The sequence below is a fragment of the Ruminococcus sp. Marseille-P328 genome, assembly GCF_964249465.1.
Classification (GTDB): Bacteria; Bacillota; Clostridia; order Lachnospirales; family Lachnospiraceae; genus Blautia_A; species Blautia_A faecis.
Genome location: NZ_CAXUBQ010000026.1, coordinates 26,947 through 48,773 on the forward strand (window position 1 = coordinate 26,947; position 21,827 = coordinate 48,773).

Sequence of the window (21,827 nt, forward strand, 5' to 3'; positions counted from 1 at the left end):
TGTTTATTGCTACGTATTGCGGTAATATAAGTTTATAAGCGGAGGTGATTGTATGTTTAAAGTAAATCCATATAGACCAGGTGCTGGTTTAATGCCAGTATATATTGCTGGACGAGATGAAGACATTCAGAACGTAAGTCAAATGTTTGATGCGTTAACTATGGATATACCTACTCAATCAATTATTTTTAGTGGTTTGCGCGGCGTTGGAAAAACTGTTTTAATAAATAAGCTGCAAAGTATTGCAGAAGAAAAAGGTATTTTTTGTAAGCATATTGAAATTGAGGAGAGAAATGACTTTATTTCACAGATTGCTGAATGTTCTCAGGCATTTTTAAGAACAGTAAGTGCAAAAGAAAAATTTAAACATTTAATACAGAAGCCATTAGAGGCAATAAAGTCCTTAGTTGTTTCTTTTAACCCAGAAGATAATTCATTTTCTTTATCAATGCAGGATAGGGAATTGTATGTGTCAAATAATTTAACGCAAACACTTACTGAAGTATTTTCAACAATCGGAGAAACCGCACAAAAAACGGAAATACCAATTTGTTTCTTTATAGATGAAATTCAGTATATGAAGCAAAACCAGCTAGGATCTTTGATCGCTGCATTGCATAGAGCAAATCAGTTAGGTTATCCAATTATGATTATAGGTGCAGGATTGCCTAAAATATATAAAATGCTTTCTGATGAAAAATCTTATTCCGAAAGATTGTTTATGTATAAAAAAATCGATTCATTGACGGATGAGCAATCAGAAAAAGCAATTGAAGAGCCAGCAAAAAAATTCAATATAATATATGCACATGAAGCCACAAACAAAATAGTAGAAATTACAAAAGGGTATCCTTTTTTTATTCAACAGTTATGCAAAATTGTGTACGATAAAACAAATAAAGATGTCATAGAATTGTCTGATGTAGAAAATTGTATAGATGAATTTTTATCATCTCTGGACGAAAGATTCTTTAAATCAAGATATGAAAGATGTGCAGAAAGTGATAAAAAATTTATTTTTGCAATGGTAGAATGTGGTGAATTACCATGTACGATATCAAATGTTGCACACAATCTTAATAAAACAGTTGGATCTATTTCAACAACAAGAGCACAGTTAATTAGCAAGGGAATTATATATCCTGTAAGATATAAAGAACTTGATTTTACGGTTCCAGAATTTTCAGGATATATACAAAGACTGGAAGAATATAAACAGTGGTGTATATCAAAGTAGAATCAAACAGTAACTCTCTGTGAGCTTTCAGAAAACATCCCAATAAAATTATTGAGCACCAAAAGTTTTCATGATATCATTATTGGTAGAAAATAGTGATACTGTGGAAGCTTTTTTATATAGGGAGTGTGTGAGTGATGGGAATATTAGTGAATCCAGATAATTTGGCTTTTCAGGTAGCATTGAATTCCGAGATATATGTTGATAAAAGCGGACTTATTAAGTATACGAATAAAGTTTTGAATACATTGCAGGCCTATATTTGCAATAGCCGTCCGAGAAGGTTTGGAAAATCTATTACAGCGAATATGCTTACAGCTTATTACAGCAGAGGCTGTAATTCAGAAGAAATGTTCGCCGGATTGGAAATTAGTAAAAGTGCAGATTTTAAGAAGCACTTGAACCAATATGATGTAATACATCTTGATATCCAATGGTGCATAGAGCCAGCTGGTGGACCTGAAAGGGTGGTTTCTTATATTTCGGAAAAGACGATTGCGGAGCTTGCGGAATACTATCCAGGTGTATTGAAAGAGAAGACGGAATCTTTGCCAGAAGTGTTGTCTCGTATTAATGGTGCAACTGGAAAAAAATTTATTGTCATCATTGATGAATGGGATGTCCTTATTCGTGACAAGGACGTTAATAAAAGGGTACAGGAAGAGTATATTAATTTTCTCAGGGCAATGTTCAAAGGAACAGAACCAACAAAATATATTCAACTTGCATATCTTACTGGTATTCTTCCAATTAAAAAGGAAAAAACTCAGTCGGCATTAAATAATTTTGATGAGTTTACAATGCTGAGCGCAAGTAATCTGGCTCCGTATATTGGTTTTACAGAAGCTGAAGTGAAAAAGCTGTCAGAAAAATATCAGCAGGACTTTGCTGAAGTGAAGCGATGGTACGATGGCTATCTTCTGAAGGATTACCAGGTTTATAATCCCAGAGCCGTTGTCAGCGTAATGCTAAGGGGGGAATTCAGGAGTTACTGGTCAGAAACAGCATCCTATGATGTGATTGTGCCTTTGATTAACATGAACTATGATGGGCTGAAAACAGCTGTTATTGAGATGCTTTCCGGAGCCGAAGTCAAGGTGAATGTGGCAGCTTTTCAAAATGATACGGAAGATATTAAAAGTAAAGATGATGTATTGACTTATATGATCCATTTAGGATACCTTGGTTATAATGAGAACAGGAAGACTGCATTTGTACCAAATGAGGAGATACGGCAGGAGCTGACGACTGCTGTTGAGAGTAAAAAGTGGAATGAAATGCTGATATTGCAGCTGAATTCGGAAAATCTGCTGGATGCTACATTGGATATGGATGGTGAGGCGGTTGCAGAAGAGATTGAAAAAATCCATAACGAGCATGTGTCAGTAATTCAGTATAATAATGAGAATTCCTTGAGCAGTGTGCTTACAATTGCCTACTTAAGCGCAATGCAATACTATTTTAAGCCAATCCGTGAATTTCCTACAGGACGAGGATTTGCTGACTTTGTATTTATCCCAAAGCCAGAGTACAAAAATGATTATCCGGCATTGCTTGTGGAATTGAAGTGGAACCAGAATGCGCAGACTGCATTAACACAAATTAAGACTAAAAAGTATCCTTCTTCGATACTGAATTACACAGGCGATATTCTTCTTGTTGGAATCAATTATGATAAAAAAAGTAAGGAACACCAGTGCTTGATTGAGAAGTATGTGAAGGGTGAAAATAGAGGAACAGGCGTTGTATGATGTATATGTGGAAAGCGAGCGTTCGTTGGATGAAATCATTGACTTGATTCAGAATGCTGATGAATGGATATAAGCTGGATTTAGTTGTAAAATTTCTGGAAGTTCACACGTGAGTTTTTGAAAATGTGAATTTCCAGAAAAAGTTCGTATTTTACAATTGACTTTTTCAAAATGTGGTGTATAATTAAACTTGTAATAACAAGTAATTATAACCAAGCTGGGGTTAGAAAATGTCAGAGAATATTTCAAAATATGAAATAATTAAAAATAAAATTGAAGAACAGATCAGCCAGGGATTTTATAAGGAGAATGATAAGATCCCTAGTGAGAATGAATTGTGCCGGGCTTTTGCCAGCAGTAGAATTACAGTACGTAAGGCTTTGGATGAGCTGGTTACTACTGGTGTGCTGTACAGACAGCAAGGTATAGGCACTTTTGTAAAGCCAAAAACAGTCGAGGTATCCGCAGATGTAGATAAGGTTTTACTTATATTACCTAATTATCCGGAATTGTTCGCTGCAGGAATTGTTTCTGATATGCTATCTGGCATACAGAAATCTCTTAGGGAAACACAGTACACGTTGGTAACACTGATGGAACCAAGAAATGAAGCGGATATTGAGAAATTCCTGCAAAGCATAAAGACAATACGGCCAAATGGAATCATATACAGCTTTTATTACGGAGATTCAATGATCGTAGATGAATTAAAGAAATTTGAGGTTCCTATTGTTTTTCTTGATGCAGAACCGAAGGATAATGAATTTGATATTGTTACAGGTGAGGATTTTGAGAGTGCATATCGTGTTACTCAACTGGCGATCATGAGTGGAATGAAGAATGTGGGATTCTATTCATCCTGGAATCAGGATTTTTCTACGTGCTCTGCCAGGAAGAATGGTATAAAGAAAGCCCTAGAGGATTCAAGAATTCCTATCCGTGAGGGACAGCTTTTACTTAGGAATACAGAATCTGAATTTCACGAAAGCGTAACAAAATATGATATCGTTACAGATATAAAAGAATATCTGCAGAAAAATGATTATCTGGATGTTCTGATCGTAATGAATGATACTGTTGCATTTGCAGCATATAAGGCTGCCAGTGAACTGAGAAAGGATATACCAACTGATCTGAAATTGATCAGCTACGGAAACTACAACTGGAGCAGTTTTCCGACAATTGGTCTTACCACATTCGAACAACATTTTTTCAAATATGGAAAAGAAGCTGTGAAATTATTATTGAAGCGTATGAGTGGAACTTCTTCCATGATACAGCAAAGAAGAATTATCAAGTACGACCTGCAGCGCAGGAAATCATTTTAGTGCAAAGATGGCATAATAGGAGTTATGCCATTTTTAAAAAACTAACTTGTCATATCAAGTAATGTCGTGGCAAGAAAAAGCAAAATACATGTATTAAAAAGGAGGGTAGAATTTACATATTGGGGTAAAAGTAAAACAGTATTGTGTAGCATATAAACTTAAGAAAAATGTTTAGGAGGAAAAGAAATGAAAAAAATTACATCTATCGTATTGAGCGTATCTATGGCGGCAGGAGCATTAGGAATGAATACAGCAGTTGTTCATGCAGAAGAAAGTGCAAAAAAGGTAGCTTATATTTCGGCTGCTAATCAGTTTGATTTCTTTGTATACATTGGTGCAGAGATTAAGAAAGTGGGCGAAGAAAACGGTGTACAGGTTGATATGTTTGATGCTGCTCTGGATGTAAGCAAAGAAGCTGATCTTATGAGTCAGGCAATTTTGCAGAAATATGATGCAATTATTGTAGGACCTGTAGACACACAGGCACTGATACCGTCAATTAAAGAAGCAAATGATGCTGGAATACCTGTAATTAACTATGACTCTTTCATTGAAGGTGCAGAAGTTTATGCCCGCGTTGGAAGTGGAAATAAAGAAATGGGTGAAACTGCCGGCGAATATGCTGCTGATATGCTGAAAGAAAAATATGGAGAAGTAAAAGGTAATGTAATTGTACTTAGCTATCCGGCTCTGGAAACAATGAATCAGAGAAATGAAGGTTTCATTGAAGCGTTGAAAGAGTATCCAGATGTAACAATTAAAGAAGAGACGGTAGAAGAGTGTACAGCTGAAGGAGGTCAGAAATTAACAGATAACCTTCTGATCGCAAACCCGGAAGGCACTCTGGATATTATCTACGGCAGCAACGCTGGTGTTGCACTTGGAGCACTTGCTTCTGTAAGCTCTGCAGGCAGAGAGGATATTGCTTTAGTTGGAATCGATAACGAAGAAGGTCAGTTAAACGCACTGAAGGATGGCCGCTATTATAAGGCAACTGTTGCGCAGGATTCCTATTCAATCGGAGAAGAAGCTATGAATGCTGCTCTCTCTGCAATTGAAGGTAAAAAGACTGGTGATGTAGTAGTACCTGGAATCCTTGTAACAGCAGACAACGTTGAGGATTATCTGACAGATGATCAGGCGAAGAAAGATGAATTAGAAGAGTACAAATAATACTTACGTGAAAGAAAGGTTTGAGGTATATGGACAAAACAATTATCAGATTGGACAATATTGCAAAATCTTTCGGAAATGTGCGAGTAATACATCATATCAGCTTTTCTATCGAAGCTGGTAAGGTATATGCTCTTGCCGGTGAAAATGGTGCCGGCAAGAGCACTCTTTGCAATATTATATCTGGAAGTCTTAAACCTGATGAAGGCACTATTTCTTACGGTGATAAAGAATATAGCAGTTTTACCATTCAGCAGGCAAAAGAAATTGGAATTAAAATGGTTCATCAGGAGTTACAGATTCTTCCATTAATGAATGTAGAAGAAAATATTTTTATTGGAGAAGAAAGCTCCAGACGCGGTTTTGTAAATAAAAAAGAAATGCGGAAGAGAAGCCTGGAATTACTGGAAATGGTTGGATTGAATGCACAACCAGAGACAAAGGTCGCAGAGATTGAAATTGCAGGCAGACAGCTCCTTGAGATAGCACGGGCAATTAATCACAATGCCAGGATCATTATTCTGGACGAGCCTACTTCATCTTTGTCTCAGGCTGAAATCCGTAAGTTTTTTACAATTATAAAAAAATTGAAAGAGCAGGGCGTATCCTTTATTTTTATATCCCATCGTTTGGAAGAGGTCTTTGAACTTGCTGATAAGATCATAGTTCTGAAGGATGGAGAAAAAGTTGCGGAACTGAACACAGAAGAAACAAATGAAAAAGAAGTAATTCGTTTGATGGTGGGAAGAGAATATTCGGATTTTTACCAGAGGAAACGAAAGTGTCATGGCGATGTGTGTCTGGAATTGAAAGATATTTCCGGAGTAAAAGAAGGAATGCTGAACAATGCATATATCCCCCAGCACGTGTCGTTTAAAGTGGAAGAAGGCGAAGTATTAGGGGTTGCTGGCCTGGTTGGAGCTGGAAGAACAGAGCTTGTCCGAATGATATTTGGGGAAATGCCAATTGGAAGCGGAGAAATTTTTGTTCAGGGAGAAAAAGTACAGATAAAAAGTAGTCGTGATGCCATAAAATTGGGAATGGCATGGGTAACAGAAGACAGAAAACAGGAAGGATTGATTCTGGAGGATACTTTAGTTAGAAACCTGAGTTTGCCAACTGTACATAAGCATAGAAAAGCTGGAATTATTGATGACAATTTTTTGACAAAAATGTCGGAGGAATATATTCAAAAGCTAAAAGTAAAGACCACAGGCGGGCAGCAGAAGGCAAAGAATCTATCTGGAGGAAATCAACAGAAGATAGTTCTAGGAAAGTGGTTATCCACAAATCCTAAAATTTTAATTCTTGATGAACCGACCAGAGGAATTGACGTAGGTGCAAAAGCTGAGATCTATAAGCTGATCAATGAGCTTACTGCGCAGGGAATGGCAATTGTTCTGATCTCGTCAGAGCTTCCGGAAGTAATGGGTATGAGTGACCGGCTTTTAATAATGTATGAAGGCAGAGTGACCGGACAATTATTAAAGGAAGAATATACGGAAGAACGAGTTATGGAGTACGCGACAGGAAGGAAGGTTCACAATGAATGAAAAAAAACTCATGATAAAGTCAAAGGGAATTTTAAATCAGATTGGCTTATTGGGTGTGATTGCAGTATTATGTATTATTTTTACATGCTTGAATAGCACTTTTATTGCAGCTGCCAATTTGATGAATATTGTAAGGCAGTCTGCTGTTATGATCATCGTGGCAATGGGAGTTACCTTTGTTATGATTTCAGGTGAGCTGGATCTTTCTATCGGCGGGGTTGCCTGTTTAACCGGTATGGTTGTATCAAAATTGCTGACATCAGGTGTTTCAATTCCAGTGGCAATTCTTATTGGTCTTTTACTTGGAGCCTTACTGGGATTATTTAATGGAATATTGACTACAAAATTCAATTTACCATCTATGATCGTTACACTGGCAACTATGAATCTGGCAAATGGAAGTGCAAGCCTGATTACTGGAGGAACAGCTATATACAATTTGCCTCAGAAATTTGAATTCTTAGGACGCGGCTTTATCTTCGGTATTCCGGCGCAGGTCGTTTTTATGGTGATACTGGTAATTATCTGCGGTATTGTATTATCGAAAACATTGATTGGAAGATATGCACTTGCTATTGGAGGAAATGCTGATGTAGCGAAGCTGGCAGGAATTTCTGTTATTAAATACAAGCTTCTGTATTTTATATTCTGCAGTTTATGCGCAAGTTTTGCAGGAATGATCCTGACCAGCCGGCTGGCAACAGGTCAGCCGAATCTGGCGTCAAATATGATGATGGATACGTTAACTGCAGTTGTGCTTGGAGGAACTGCAATGTCAGGAGGAGAGGGAAGTATTGCAGGAAGTGTTATGGGAGCACTTCTTCTTACCATTATTTCCAACGGTCTTACCATAAATGGTGTTAATTCTTTCTGGCAGATGATTATTTCAGCATTGATCCTGATCGCAACAATTATTGCGAGACGTAAAAAGGATTAATATATCGAACGAAAACTGAGAAGAAAGGAAGGTATTTATTATGAAGTTTGAACCAACTGCTGAATCTATTTCTAAACACGAGGTACCACAGTGGTATAATGACGCAAAATTTGGTATATTTATTCACTGGTCACTTTTTTCTGTTCCCGCATGGGCACCAGTAGAAGGAAAAAATCTGGCAGAGCTGTCAGAGTCCGATGATGGATTTGGAAATTCTATGCGAAATTCACCATATGCGGAGTGGTATCTGAACACATCAAGAATTGAGGGAACACCTACAAATCTTCATCATAAAGAAGTATATGGCGAAAATTATAATTATTTTGATTTTCAAGGGGAATTTGAAGAAGCAAATAAGACAATGAGTGCAGATGAGTGGGCTGACTTCTTTAAAGAAGCAGGTGCAAAGTATGTAGTACTTGTTACCAAACATCATGATGGATATTGTCTGTGGCCAAGTGAATATAAAAACCCCAAGATGCCAGAGTATCAGTCAAAACGTGATCTGGTTGGAGAAATTACAGATGCAGTACGTGCAAGAGGCATGAAGATGGGCCTGTATTATTCCGGTATTTTCGACTGGACATTTAAGGATTACCCAATTGATGGTATGGAAAACTGGGTAAATCACCATGTGGTAACAGATGAATATGCTGAGTATTCATGGAACCAGACAGAAGAACTTATCCATAAATATAAACCGTCTATTCTCTGGAATGATATTGGATTCCCGGCACAGTGTGATTTGAATAAGTTGTATGCGGACTATTATAATACAGTTCCCGAGGGTGTAATTAATGACCGTTGGCGTCAGTATAGCGTACATTCTGATGAAGAGAAGAAACGTCTGGTTGAAAAGCTGAATAAACAGCTGGCTGAGGGTGGAATAAGTGGTATTTTAGTTCCAGAAGGATTTTGTGATTATACTTCTCCAGAGTATGCAAATGAGATGAAGCTTCAGAAGAAAAAATGGGAGCTGACCCGTGGAATGGGAATGTCTTTTGGATACAATCAGAACGAAGATCCTAAGTATATGCTGAAAACCAAAGAGATTATTTATATGCTGGTTGATGCAGTGAGCAAAAACGGTAACTTACTTCTTAATGTAGGTCCGAGAGCTGATGGAAGCATTCAGGATGAACAGAAAAAGCCTCTGCTGGAAACAGGAAAATGGCTGAAGGTTAATGGAGAAGCTATTTACGAAACAACCTATTGGGAAAAACAGGAAGCAGAAACTGAGAAGGGACAGCAGGTTCGATTCACAAAGAAAGGAAATCAGCTGTATGCCGTGATCCTGGATGAAGAGCTTGGCGATTCTGTAGTGATCAAGGATCTGGAGATCCCTTCCGGAGCAACTGTTACATTACTGGGAGAAGCTGGTGAATTATCCTGGGAGCAGATGGGAGAAAATCTGGCAGTAAAGATCCCGGAAAATATCCAGAAACAGTATGCATATACATTAAAAATCAGTTGTTGATGGATTTTTTGACCCTGTGAAGAGCATGATAGATCTTTTCAAAATTGAATAAATTTCTTTTATGAAGAAGTGTTTGTCGCTTGTCTGTGCAGTTCATTAATTGCTGCATGGACAAGCGGCATTTTGTTGTGACGCGGTTAAAAATCATATGCAAATTACGATACTTAAAAGGGCAGGTGTGGATGTTCTCCACAACCTGCCCTTTCGTGAGGGGAATGTATCAGAAACCTGTAAGTCGGAATACCATTAATTCGCTTGCAGAGTCGTCGTCACGGTCCTGTGTCATAAGAACCATCACAGAACCATCCTCTGCAACTTTCATATCTTCAATCCAGGGGTATCTGGTTCCAAACATATCGTAGCAGTCTACTTCGGCGAGGAGAGTTCCGTCCTTTGACCAGAAGTAGAATTCTCGCATATTTCCATCTGCTGCAATATAGCCATTCGCTGTCTCAGCTATTCCCGTGAGACTTCCGAAATAAGCAGGATCCTCGTGCTGGTCACCGCCAAGAAGCAGCTGCTGGTTGCCCTCCAGATCATAAACTGCTATTTTCGATGGGGTGTCATCTCCTGCAAGACGTCCGTATACCATAATATGATCATTGCTGATCTCAACCAGGCTGACAAATTTAAAGATACCGGTTCGTGCCGCGTCATCATTCATGGAGGTTAAGATCCAGGGCTCTGTAAGCACGCTGCCGTCCTGGAAGGTTACTTTTTCCGTGTCATAGCCAAGGTAGCTGGTAATGCCCCAGGCACCGGATGGGTGCACAGACAGGTAACCGCTTGTGCCGGTCTCCAATATGGTCTGCCCGTCTTTCATAACGATTCCTTTTCCACCGTTACGGGAAATATAAAGTTTTCCGTCCGTGTCTGTAAAAAGATCCATTCCCGGCTCATCCATTGTGTCAGAAGAAAGAAGATTCAGGGTACTTCCAGTATATTCATAAGTTTCCAGAGTATTATTCAGCTGATGATACATCCGGTCTCCAGATATTGCAAACTGGTGACGCATGATTTCAAATCCGTTCTGGGAAACACTAAATGGAATATACTCCGGAGTGACGGTATAATCTCCAACAGCTATACTCTGCGGAGCCGGTGTGAATGGAGTTCCATCCCAGGGGTAAGGTGCTTCTACATTGCCGGTGTCCTCTAATTTCAGTTCCAGATTGTTAAAAACGTTTCTGACAGAATCATTTTCTTCTCCGGAAATGATAACTTTGTAGGTCACACCGGATGGCTCGTGACGATAAATGTAGTAAATTCTGTCAAAATTGTCTGTGGTTCGTATATAATCCACATCGCCAATGGTTGTTTTTTCAATAGTGCCGTCTGCATAGTCATGAAGATCGATATCGGAGGTCTGCAGATATTTGCGGAAAGAGTAGCTTGATTCTTCATTTGCTTTAATGGTGAAATCATTTTGTGAGCTATCCTTGTCTGCACCTTCGAATACGCTGACAGAGCAGGTATTTTCATAATCGCTGATATCATTCGGATCATAGCTCCAGTCATCTGGAAGGTTAAGCTTGAACAGGGTTACGTCAATGGTGTTGTCACTTTCTCCATGAACGGTAAGAGCGCTACTGGCAGTCAGAAGCACAAGTCCGGTCACAAGAGGTAGTATTTTCCATATTTTTTTTCTCATATTCAGCACCTCTTTTCTATGTGGAATGTTTTGTATTTTTATTTTCCCAGATTTTGGAGACTTTGTCACTGACACAAATGACAGGTAATCCGTAAGGAAAGCGTTATTGCTGGAAAAAATGCGGATATCCGGAAGCGGCAAATGGGAATAAAAGTAATTTGTCCTGCATAGGCTATTGAAAAAAGGATATTTGGAATGATATCAATTGGCCTGTGTATGATCGTAAAAAATGAGGAGGCGGTACTTCGCAGAATCCTCACGCCGATGAGCAAGCTTGTGGACAAAATCTATATTTGCGATACCGGATCGGTGGATAAAACGAAGGAGATTGCCAGGGAGTTTACCGATGAGGTTTATGATTTTTTGTGGAAAGATGATTTCTCTGCTGCCCGCAATTTTATTACGGAAAAAGCAGATACGGATTATTGGATGTGGCTGGATGCAGATGATGTCATTACGCCGGAAAATCAGGAGAAGCTGCTCAGGTTGAAAGAGAGCATGGATTTAGATACGGATGTGGTTATGATGGATTATGCAGTGGAATTTGATGAATGGGAGCATGTTACGTTTTCTTATTACAGAGAGCGTATTATGAAGACTTCCCGGAATTTCAGATGGCAGGGGCGCGTCCACGAAACGGTTGTTCCTGCGGGGAATATTTTATATTCGGATGTGGTGATTGAGCATCGAAAAATAAAGGCTGGAGAGTCTTTTCGCAATCTGCATATATATGAGCAGATGATTGATTCCGGTGAAAAAATGGAACCGAGACATTTCTTTTATTATGGGCGGGAGCTTTTTTATCATAAGCAATATGAGTATGCAATTTTAATTTTAAAAAAATTTCTGGAAGAACCAGATGGCTGGATAGAGGATAAACTGAACAGCTGTCTGGTTCTTTCCTGCTGTTATCAGGCAATGGGAGAGAATGCAGCTGCTTTTGATATACTTTTTTACAGCTTTACGATGGATGTTCCGAGAGCGGAGATCTGTTGTGAGATAGGAAGACTGTTTATGGAAAAAAGGGAGTATGTGACGGCAGCATACTGGTATCAGCAGGCTCTTCTTGCGCCACGGAAAAAGAAAAACGGCGGTTTTTATATTGCAGACAGTCATGATTTTATACCGGCGATACAGATGTGTGTATGTCTGGATAAAGCGGGAAGGCACAGGGAGGCGTTTGAATTTCATAAAAAGGCAAGAGTATTGAAGCCTCTGCATCAGGCAGTTATTGGAAATGAGAAGTATTTCTGGGATGTTTGGGGTATGGAGTGAGAGGGAAAATTCACCTGTATTGATAGTATTTCATATATTGATAGTGAATATCTAAGCTGTTATGGGAGAATGTGTATGTTTTTTGATCGTCATAATCAGAAAAATTCTTCTGAAAAGGAAGCTTCTGGTGATATCACCTGTACATCCTGTTTTGGAAACAATAATCGCTGCGGCTGCGATTGCAGTTGTTCGGGACAGGGAGCCACAGGGCCTCGTGGTGCAACCGGTCCTATGGGACCTATTGGTCCAAGAGGGTGTCCCGGTGTGACTGGTCCTATGGGACCAAGAGGATGCCAGGGAGCAGTAGGCCCTGCAGGTCCTATGGGCCCGCAGGGAGAACCGGACATGCCAGGAGTTATGGGCCCCGCCGGAGAAGCCGGCCCTGCCGGAGCGACAGGCTCAACCGGCCCAACCGGCCCCGCCGGAGAAGTCGGTCCAACAGGTCCAGCCGGAGCAACAGGCCCAGCCGGTCCCGCTGGCTCAGCAGGTCCAACCGGTCCAGCCGGAGAAGTCGGCCCAACCGGTCCAGTCGGAGCGACAGGCCCCGCCGGTCCCGCAGGAGCGACAGGCCCAGCGCCAACTCCGGCAGCGGCAGTAGCAGATGCTACTGGTACAGAGGATGCTGTGACACAGCTAAATACACTTCTGGCAAATCTTCGCGCTGCCGGAATTTTGCAATCCTAAAGTATGTTTGAAAAAGGCTTTCTGCAAGATGTGCGTCACAATTTGTGGGAGATTTTGTCCAGATGAGGGCGCAGTAGCGGCTACGGCAACCGAATTCGGGTGAAATATACCGCAATGAGGGCAAGGGCTGGAAATGGAGCAATCCATTTCCAGTCCTTTCTCATATAAAAGTGTGATTGCTAAGCATTAAAATTAAATAATTTTGTGTTTTCGGTTGTAATTTCATGAATTTCGCATATAATAAAAGTGTGATTATTAAGCACAAAACTCTAATAAAAATGTGATTATTAAGCACAAAACTCTAATAAAAATGTGATTATCAAGCATAAAACTCCAATAAAAATGTGACAGGTGATTCTATGGAACGATTTATCTTAAAAAAGTTGCTGGCTTGGAAGAATTCTCCCTACCGCAAGCCTTTAATATTGAAGGGCGTACGTCAGGTAGGAAAGACTTGGATTCTGAAAGAGTTCGGCAGACGTTATTATGAAAATACAGCTTACTTTAACTTCGACGAAAATGAAGAATATAAGCAATTTTTTGAAACAACCAAGGATGTGGACCGGATTCTACAAAACCTTATGCTGGCAAGCGGTCAAAAAATTGTGCCTGAAAAAACCCTTATCATCTTTGATGAGGTGCAGGACTGCCCTAAGGTCATTAACTCTATGAAGTATTTTTGCGAGAACGCACCGCAGTATCACGTTGCCTGCGCCGGTTCTCTGTTAGGTATTGCTCTGGCGAAACCCTCTTCTTTTCCGGTCGGTAAGGTCAACTTTATGCAGATTGACCCGATGACCTTTAATGAATTCCTGCTTGCCAATGGTGATGAAAACCTGGCACAGTATCTGGAACAGGTAGACACCCTTGAACCCATCCCTGACGCCTTCTTTAATCCGCTGTATGAGAAGCTGAAAATGTACTATGTCACCGGTGGTATGCCGGAGTCGGTATTGATGTGGACGGAGGCACGGGATGTTTCTGCTATGCAGGAAGCATTATCCGGAATCCTCGGAGCCTATGAGCGTGATTTTGCCAAACATCCTAATCTCAGCGAGTTCCCGAAAATCTCAATGATCTGGAAATCCATTCCGTCTCAACTGGCAAGAGAGAACAAGAAGTTTATCTATAAAGTGGTCAAGGAAGGTGCACGAGCCCGTGAGTACGAGAATGCCTTACAATGGCTGGTGGATGCCCGTTTAGTGCATAAAATTTATCGCAGCTCAGCTCCTGGCCTGCCGATTGCAGCTTACGATGACTTGTCGGCTTTCAAAATTTATCTGGTGGATGTGGGATTGCTTCGCCGTCTGGCACAGTTAGCCCCCACTGCTTTTGGCGAAGGCAACCGTCTTTTTACTGAATTCAAAGGCGCATTAACCGAAAACTTTGTGTTGCAGACTTTAATTACTCAGTTTGAAGTCATGCCTCGTTATTGGAGCCAGAACAACCCACCTTACGAAGTGGATTTCCTCATTCAGCGGGAGAACGACATCTTTCCCATGGAGGTCAAATCCGAAGCAAACACAACCAGCAAGAGTATGAAGAAGTTCAAGGAACTGTTCCCTGATAAGGTCAAGCTACGCATCCGGTTCTCACTGGATAATCTGAAACTGGACAATGATGTGTTGAATATTCCGTTATTCATGGCAGATCAGGCGGATAGACTGATCGGATTAGCATTGGGGAGTGAACCATAACCCTTGAGACGCTGGCAATATTGCTGCCCACAAAATTATTGAGACTCTAAAGCTTTCATGGTATCATTGTAAAAACAGAAAATAGTAATACTGTGAAATCTATTTTTATATAGGAGCATGTGCGAAGGGGGAAAAGTTATGAATCTGGTTAATCGTGCTTTTCAGTTACAATGTGTTTTTAGGGAAAATAAATACATGAAAAAACTTTTATACACAATTGTTTTATTAATAGCCGTTCTCATAATTCCCGCCTAGCCGGCACACGCCCAGAGCCATTGGTATACCAAGGATCCCATTATCCGGCAACGTAGTAACAATTCCAAAAGGACGGGTAACTTCCAAAGTAGTGAAATATTTTAAGAAATACAAGATCAAAGTATATACCCATACTGTGAATTACCGGGGACAATGGGAGAAATACAGGGCTATGGGAGTGAGTGGTATTTATTCAGATGCATTGTGAAAGCGAGTTTGGATTCGATTTTAAGGATGATTTTGAAAAAGAGAAAGGGGCATTCAAACATGAAAAACTATCGTGCAGAATTAACAGGCGTTTTTGGTGATCCAGTGGATGATAATCCTACTGGTGTAGTTGAGGAGGCTGCATTTGCAGCGAAGAATTTGAATTATCGTTATCTGACCATTAAAGTGCTTCCAGAGAATCTTAGAAAGGCAATGGACAGTGTGAAAATTTTTGATATGAAGGGAATCAATCTTACCATGCCCCACAAGATCAAGGTTCTCCCTTATCTGGATGAACTGAGTCCGGCTGCAGAAATTATAGGAGCGGTAAACACCGTTATCCAGAAAGAGGGAAGACTATTTGGTGAGAATACAGATGGAAAAGGTTTTGTAACCGCACTGAAGAATTCTGGTGAGACTCTGGATAAGAAAAATGTGACTATTCTTGGCGCTGGCGGAGCAGCCAGGGCGATAGCTGTTGAATGTGCATTAAATGGGGCTGCCCATATCAATATTATCAACCGAAGCATTGAAAAAGGTGAGGAACTGGCATCTCTTATTCAGATGAAAACAGATAGCAGTGCAAAGTATCTTAACTGGAAAAACAATATGGAAATTCCATCTGATACAGATATTTTAATCAATGCCACTTCAATCGGTTTTTCTCCAAATGTGACAGACAAGCCAGACATTGATTATACTACCATCACACCGGAAATGTGTGTATGCGATGTCATATTTAATCCTGCGGAAACAATTTTCCTAAAGTCCGCAGCAGAAAATGGTGCAAAAACTATCACCGGTCTTGGAATGCTGGTACAGCAGGCCGCACTGAATTTCACCCTCTGGACAGGCGTGGAAGCGCCGGTAGATGTGATGGAGGATGCGCTGAAGAAGGAGTTTGAGTAAGGAAGACTGGCTTTTTCTGAAAAGAAAGTTGTCAGATTGAATCTTTTTAAATAAAAAGGATGTGAGACCTTTGAAAATAAATTATGAAACTGTCCACTTCAATTATGCAGACAGAATAGGCAATCTGACCGCGGAAGCAGTCGGCGTAGTAAAGGGAGAGAAACATTTTCCGGTTTACAGTGGAAATCGGATTTTTAAGCCGTTGAGTAAATCCAAGCCATTTTCTACGCCTCTGTTTGCTTATGCGGAAGTGTTCTGGTCGAATGTGATAAATGAATATTTTGTATCGGCGCCTTTATATCAGCTGGCTTTTTGCCATGGTTATGAAGAAGAGACACAGAAATACTATGATTATGGGACTGTGGTTCCAAGGATTTATAATGAAGATGAGCAGCTTTTGAATCTTCTGGAATTCTTTCGGAAGTATCCGGATAAAAAGGTGGATATAGACCAGTATGAGAATTATTGTATGATGTTTTATGATTATACGGATATTCTGGAGGCTTCCTATTTCCAGAATCACGAAGACATGGCAGAGCAGCTTGCCATGCAGATCCTGGTTTCCATGCTGAAAGGCGATCAGAATTATCACTATGAGAATATTGCGTTCGTTTGTAATAAAAAAGGAGAAATTCTGAGGCTGGCTCCGATGATCGACCATGAATTTTCCACTTACTTTATGTTTCCGGACAATTCTGCGCAGCATATGTACTGGTACAGTGAGTTGATCCGTTCCATGGAAGGACATGAAGTTCAGGATTATGAATATGACTGTCTGAAGAACCCAAAAGAACGGCGGATGATGGAAAAAAGTGCCGTTTGTCTGCATAAGAATCTTGTGTATATAAAAGAGCATTACCCGGAAGTTACCGGAAAGTTTATAGAGAAACTGAATTGCCTGGAGCATGATCTGGAAGAGAATCCATCTCCCTTCTATCTGCAGGAAAATATTGAATATCCGGGAACTGCCAATTCTTATGCTTACATGTCCGGGAAAGCCAGATACAAGGATCATGATGAGGAAAAGGCAAAGCTTCTGGAAGAGAAATATAGTTCCAGGGAAAAGAAAATAGATTTCCATGTATTGAGTGTTCAGAGTGTGCAGGAAATCAAAGGAATTATAAGGCTGTTGAAAGTAATGCTGGAGAAAGAGAACGGCAATTGGGATAAAGTAAAGGAACAAAATGATGAGTACAAAGCCGAAACTGGATTTACAGATAGAAAAATAAAAGCATATGACAAGCTGGAATTGACAGATGAGCAGCAGATAGTTCTTGATGCTCTTAGACAGAACTGTATGGAAGAGACTCTTTGGTCAGCAATTGCAGCCTTCCAAAACTACCCATTCCGCACTGCCTCTGGCCTCCCATACCAGTACAAGTTAAAAATCGGCAAAGACGGAACCTACAACAAAGAGCTTCTCATCGACCGCAGGGAAAACAGCAAAACCCTGTCCTGGAGCAGCATAAAAATGGCATTCCAAAATTGCCGGCAGATATCCGGCATCGTGAAACGCCCAAAGGCATTAGGGGATATTAGAGGGATTTCTTATATTTACCCATTGTTCTGGAAATTTGGACTGATCGAAGTTCCTGAAGAGAGTGCGAAGAAGATGGGTGGGGAATGAGATACAAAAGAAAAAGCTCTGACAAATGATAATTATCTAACAATCATTTGCCAGAGTTTTTAATTACGTAGCAACAAAACAAAATCTATGCCTGCTTATCCCTACAGCTTCTTCCCCTGCTCGAATTTCGGCTCACAGGTCAGCTCCACGCCCAGTTTACGGAAGGAGAGGACATCCACAGAAGACAGCATAACAGAAGTATGTGCCTGGCAGCCTTTCAGCTTTGGAAACTGCTCCAGGGCAAGACGTGCTTCTGGATTCGTAGCGGCGCTGATGGAAAGAGCGATCATGGTCTCATCCATATGAAGACGAGGATTCTTACTTCCAAGATAATCTGTCTTCAGTTCCTGAATAGGGTGAATAGCATCCGGGGAGATCACATGCTTCTGGTGATCGATTCCGGCAAGCTCCTTCAACACATTCAGAAGAAGGGCGGAGGAAGCACCAAGCAGATCAGAGGTTTTACCTGTGATGATCCTTCCGTCTTCCAGCTCCATGGCAGCAGCCGGAGCACCAGTTTCTTTCTCTCTTTCCAGGGCAGCAGGAACAACCTTGCGGTCCTCCAGTGTGGCATGTGCCTGCTTCAGAAGAAGCTCGATCTTGTAAACCTCCTCCTCTGTGCCGGTACCGGACATAAGCGCATCCATACTTTTATAATATCTGCGGATGATCTCCTGACGGGAAGCCTCCTGGCAAACCTCATCATCCACAATACAGTTTCCTGCCATATTAACGCCCATATCTGTAGGAGATTTGTATGGGCACTCACCCATGATTTTCTCAAACATAGTCTGTACAACAGGGAAAATCTCTACGTCACGGTTATAGTTGACAGTGGTCTTACCATAAGCTTCCAGATGGAATGGGTCGATCATGTTGACATCATTCAGATCAGCGGTAGCTGCCTCATAAGCCAGGTTTACCGGGTGCTTCAGCGGGATATTCCAGATTGGGAAAGTCTCGAACTTGGCATAGCCTGCGCTGATTCCTCTCTTGTATTCATGATAAAGCTGGGAAAGACAGGTAGCCATTTTTCCGCTTCCAGGTCCAGGCGCTGTGATAACAACCAGCGGGCGGGTGGTTTCGATATAGTCATTCTTGCCGTATCCCTCGTCACTTACGATCAGGGAAGTATTGCTTGGATAACCTGGGATATTATAAAGGACATAAACCTTGATTCCAAGCTTCTCCAGGCGCTTCTTGAACGCATCAGCACTGTTCTGTCCGGAGTAACGTGTGATGCAGACGCTTCCTACATAAAGTCCTCTGCTTGTAAATTCGTTCATCAGACGGAGCACGTCCTCATCATATGTGATGCCAAGGTCACCGCGGACCTTATTCTTTTCAATATCAGGTGCACCGATTACGATTACGATCTCTGCCTGGTCGGAAAGCTGCATCAGCATGCGCAGCTTGCTGTCTGGCTCAAATCCTGGAAGAACACGGGAAGCGTGGTAGTCATCAAATAACTTGCCTCCAAATTCCAGATAAAGTTTGTTGTCAAATTTGCTGATTCTCTCACGAATGTGCTCGGACTGCATTTTCAGATATTTGTCATTATCGAACCCAATTTTTTTCATTCTGTCTTTCCTCCTTCTTTCTCTGGGCTGTTCTTTACTATGTTCACAAAACACCTTGCGAAATATTTGCGGCACATAGTAATCTTTTAGTTCCTCATCCATTATGTTATTTCTTACTGTAAAGTTACAGGTAAAAAGGATACAGCAGATGCGTTCTGCACCTGCCTCAAAAAATATGTTCCTGGACTGTATTAGAAAAATCATTCCTGCAAATTGTGCGCACATCCTGCAGAAAGCCTTTTTCAATCACGCTCTAGTATACTACAGTTCGCGCCGTAAAAAAAGTATCTATTTATTTTTCTGATGTGAATTTTTTTGACTTTTTTTCAAAAAAATTCAGAGGGTTTTCACAATATCCAGGTTGATTTATCTGCGTTTTATCTTTATAATAGAAAAGATAGTAAGGAGGAATGAAATGGATAATAATCTGGACAACAATCAAGGCGGACGCCGCCCTGATAAAGGGGATCCAAGAAGAGATCAGGATCCTAACCGCAATAAGAAAAATCATCAGTCCATTCTGGCTTTTCTGATATGTCTTTTGGTTACTCTGGTGTGTTTCAGCCTGTTTACCAATATGCTGCAGGATAATTCCAGTGAGATTACGTATGATAAGTTTATTGATATGGTGAATAACGATGAAGTGAAATCCGTTACACTTCAGTCCGATAATCTGACTATCGTGCCGAAGAAGCAGGTGAATCCTTATCAGGAGATCAGTTATTACACCAATCTGACAGAAGATGAGACTGCCCTTACCAAACGTCTGGAAGGAACCGGTATTATTTTTAAATCTGAGCCGCCGGATGCTTTCGGAGAATTTATGGCAATGATGCTTAGCGTACTTTTACCGTCTGTGCTTCTGTTTGTGCTTCTTATGTTTTTCATGCGCCGCATGAACAAAGGCGGCGGTGGTATGATGGGCGTTGGGAAAAGCCGCGCCAAGGCGTATGTACAGAAAGAGACCGGAATCACATTTAAGGATGTTGCCGGACAGGATGAGGCCAAGGAATCCTTGCAGGAGGTTGTGGAATTTCTTCACAATCCAGGCAAATACGTGGAAATTGGTGCTAAACTGCCGAAGGGCGCCCTGCTTGTAGGACCTCCGGGTACAGGTAAAACCCTTCTTGCCAAGGCTGTTGCAGGGGAGGCACATGTACCGTTCTTTTCCCTTTCTGGATCAGAATTTGTGGAGATGTTCGTTGGCGTAGGTGCTTCCCGTGTCCGTGATCTTTTTGAGGAAGCCAAGAAGAATGCGCCGTGTATCGTATTTATTGATGAGATTGATGCCATTGGAAAGAGCCGTGATTCCCATTACGGTGGAGGTAATGACGAGCGTGAGCAGACTTTGAACCAGCTGCTTGCAGAGATGGATGGTTTTGATACTTCCAAGGGACTTCTGATCCTGGCAGCTACCAACCGTCCGGAGGTACTGGATCCGGCACTTCTTCGTCCGGGGCGTTTTGACCGCCGTGTTATCGTTGACCGTCCGGACCTGAAAGGACGTATTGATATCCTGAAGGTTCATGCGAAGAATGTAAGGCTTGACGATACCGTTGATTTCGAGGCAATTGCCCTTGCCACATCCGGTGCCGTTGGTTCTGATCTTGCCAATATGGTTAATGAGGCCGCTATCCTGGCTGTTAAGAATGGCCGTCACGCAGTTTCCCAGAAGGATCTTCTGGAGTCTGTTGAGGTGGTTCTTGTTGGAAAAGAGAAGAAAGACCGTATTTTAAGTGCCCAGGAGCGCCGTATCGTATCCTATCATGAGGTAGGACATGCACTGGTAAGTGCCCTTCAGAAGGATTCCGAGCCGGTACAGAAGATCACCATTGTACCTCGTACTATGGGCGCACTTGGTTACGTTATGCAGGTTCCGGAAGAAGAGAAATATCTGAATACCCAGAAAGAACTGGAAGCTATGCTGGTCGGATATCTTGGCGGACGTGCTGCTGAGGAGATCGTTTTTGACAGTGTGACAACTGGTGCTTCCAATGATATTGAGCAGGCCACCAAGGTTGCACGTGCTATGATCACCCAGTATGGTATGTCCAAGAAGTTTGGTCTGATGGGTCTTGCAACTCAGGAGAATCAGTATCTGAATGGTCGTGCAGTGCTTAATTGCGGTGACAATACAGCTACCGAAGTTGACCATGAGGTTATGGAGCTGCTTCGTGTTTCTTATGAGGAGGCGAAGCGCCTGATCAGCAGCCACAGAAAGGCTTTGGACAAGATCGCTGCTTATCTGATCCGCAAGGAGACCATTACCGGTAAGGAATTTATGATCATTTTCCGCGCAGTGGAGAAGGGAATGGAAGTTTCAGATGTGTTGGATGCAGAAGGGCTGAAGGCGCTGGATGAGGCTGTGAAAGCAGAGGATAAAACGGATGAGGCAAATGCGGACACAGAGACAGCGGAATCTGCTATTGCCGTTCCTGTAATTGAACAATACAGATAATATAGGATAAAACATCAGAACCGGGAGA

Annotated in this window: 15 protein-coding genes and 1 pseudogene; 13 read left to right on the forward strand and 3 right to left on the reverse strand. The window is 41.3% G+C overall.

The genetic code is table 11. From position 1 onward, the window contains the following. Window positions 1-52 precede the first annotated feature (52 nt). From ACESTK_RS16540 to ACESTK_RS16570, 7 genes are all read left to right on the forward strand, one after another. Entirely contained in the window at window positions 53-1,237 is a 1,185-nt protein-coding gene (locus ACESTK_RS16540) for an AAA family ATPase (RefSeq protein ID WP_373120278.1), read from the forward strand. A gap of 137 nt (window positions 1,238-1,374) precedes the next feature. Next, entirely contained in the window at window positions 1,375-2,988 is a 1,614-nt protein-coding gene (locus tag ACESTK_RS16545) for an AAA family ATPase (RefSeq protein WP_373120279.1), read from the forward strand. Window positions 2,989-3,218: 230 nt separating this feature from the next. Continuing rightward, the gene (locus ACESTK_RS16550) at window positions 3,219-4,316 is read left to right on the forward strand and encodes a GntR family transcriptional regulator (RefSeq protein ID WP_373120280.1); all 1,098 of its coding nucleotides are present in this window, start codon (window positions 3,219-3,221) and stop codon (window positions 4,314-4,316) included. A 186-nt stretch (window positions 4,317-4,502) separates the two neighbouring features. Then, the gene (locus ACESTK_RS16555; RefSeq protein ID WP_373120281.1) at window positions 4,503-5,489 is read left to right on the forward strand and encodes a sugar ABC transporter substrate-binding protein; all 987 of its coding nucleotides are present in this window, start codon (window positions 4,503-4,505) and stop codon (window positions 5,487-5,489) included. 29 nt (window positions 5,490-5,518) lie between these two features. Then, window positions 5,519-7,042 (forward strand): sugar ABC transporter ATP-binding protein, encoded by a 1,524-nt coding sequence (locus tag ACESTK_RS16560; protein ID WP_373120282.1) that lies wholly within the window; start codon window positions 5,519-5,521, stop codon window positions 7,040-7,042. Then, complete coding sequence (locus ACESTK_RS16565; protein WP_373120283.1) at window positions 7,035-7,979, forward strand: ABC transporter permease; 945 nt, start codon at window positions 7,035-7,037, stop codon at window positions 7,977-7,979. Before ACESTK_RS16560 ends, ACESTK_RS16565 begins: the two co-directional genes overlap by 8 nt. Window positions 7,980-8,019: 40 nt before the next feature. After that, entirely contained in the window at window positions 8,020-9,456 is a 1,437-nt protein-coding gene (locus tag ACESTK_RS16570; protein WP_226854950.1) for an alpha-L-fucosidase, read from the forward strand. A 220-nt stretch (window positions 9,457-9,676) separates the two neighbouring features. Here ACESTK_RS16570 and ACESTK_RS16575 read toward each other — a convergent pair whose 3' ends face one another. Then, the gene (locus tag ACESTK_RS16575) at window positions 9,677-11,107 is read right to left on the reverse strand and encodes a hypothetical protein (RefSeq protein ID WP_373120284.1); all 1,431 of its coding nucleotides are present in this window, start codon (window positions 11,105-11,107) and stop codon (window positions 9,677-9,679) included. Window positions 11,108-11,302: 195 nt separating this feature from the next. Between ACESTK_RS16575 and ACESTK_RS16580 the strand changes: the two genes are divergently transcribed. Next, the gene (locus ACESTK_RS16580) at window positions 11,303-12,382 is read left to right on the forward strand and encodes a glycosyltransferase (RefSeq protein ID WP_373120285.1); all 1,080 of its coding nucleotides are present in this window, start codon (window positions 11,303-11,305) and stop codon (window positions 12,380-12,382) included. Window positions 12,383-12,986: 604 nt separating this feature from the next. Here the strand turns inward: ACESTK_RS16580 and ACESTK_RS16585 are convergent. Continuing rightward, window positions 12,987-13,103 (reverse strand): annotated as a pseudogene (locus ACESTK_RS16585) (hypothetical protein); the annotation flags it as partial. On the opposite strand from ACESTK_RS16585, the gene ACESTK_RS16590 reads away from it, so the two are divergent. The 4 genes from ACESTK_RS16590 to ACESTK_RS16605 all read left to right on the forward strand — a co-directional run bounded on the left by ACESTK_RS16590 (window position 13,074) and on the right by ACESTK_RS16605 (window position 17,761). Continuing rightward, window positions 13,074-13,169: a DUF6783 domain-containing protein gene (locus ACESTK_RS16590; RefSeq protein ID WP_373120286.1), complete on the forward strand. Its 96-nt coding sequence runs from the start codon at window positions 13,074-13,076 to the stop codon at window positions 13,167-13,169. The pseudogene ACESTK_RS16585 and the gene ACESTK_RS16590 overlap by 30 nt on opposite strands. 256 nt (window positions 13,170-13,425) lie before the next feature. Continuing rightward, the gene (locus ACESTK_RS16595) at window positions 13,426-14,763 is read left to right on the forward strand and encodes an ATP-binding protein (protein WP_373120288.1); all 1,338 of its coding nucleotides are present in this window, start codon (window positions 13,426-13,428) and stop codon (window positions 14,761-14,763) included. Between the two features lie 522 nt (window positions 14,764-15,285). Continuing rightward, entirely contained in the window at window positions 15,286-16,134 is an 849-nt protein-coding gene (gene aroE / locus ACESTK_RS16600; protein ID WP_373120289.1) for a shikimate dehydrogenase, read from the forward strand. Between the two features lie 70 nt (window positions 16,135-16,204). After that, window positions 16,205-17,761: a hypothetical protein gene (locus ACESTK_RS16605; protein WP_373120290.1), complete on the forward strand. Its 1,557-nt coding sequence runs from the start codon at window positions 16,205-16,207 to the stop codon at window positions 17,759-17,761. A gap of 101 nt (window positions 17,762-17,862) precedes the next feature. On the opposite strand, the gene ACESTK_RS16610 is transcribed toward ACESTK_RS16605, so the two are convergent. Continuing rightward, window positions 17,863-19,341, reverse strand: coding sequence for a DUF1846 domain-containing protein (locus ACESTK_RS16610; protein ID WP_173717328.1), 1,479 nt, complete (start codon window positions 19,339-19,341; stop codon window positions 17,863-17,865). Window positions 19,342-19,756: 415 nt separating this feature from the next. Between ACESTK_RS16610 and ftsH the strand changes: the two genes are divergently transcribed. Then, window positions 19,757-21,799, forward strand: coding sequence for an ATP-dependent zinc metalloprotease FtsH (gene ftsH / locus ACESTK_RS16615; RefSeq protein ID WP_118583910.1), 2,043 nt, complete (start codon window positions 19,757-19,759; stop codon window positions 21,797-21,799). Window positions 21,800-21,827: the final 28 nt, after the last annotated feature.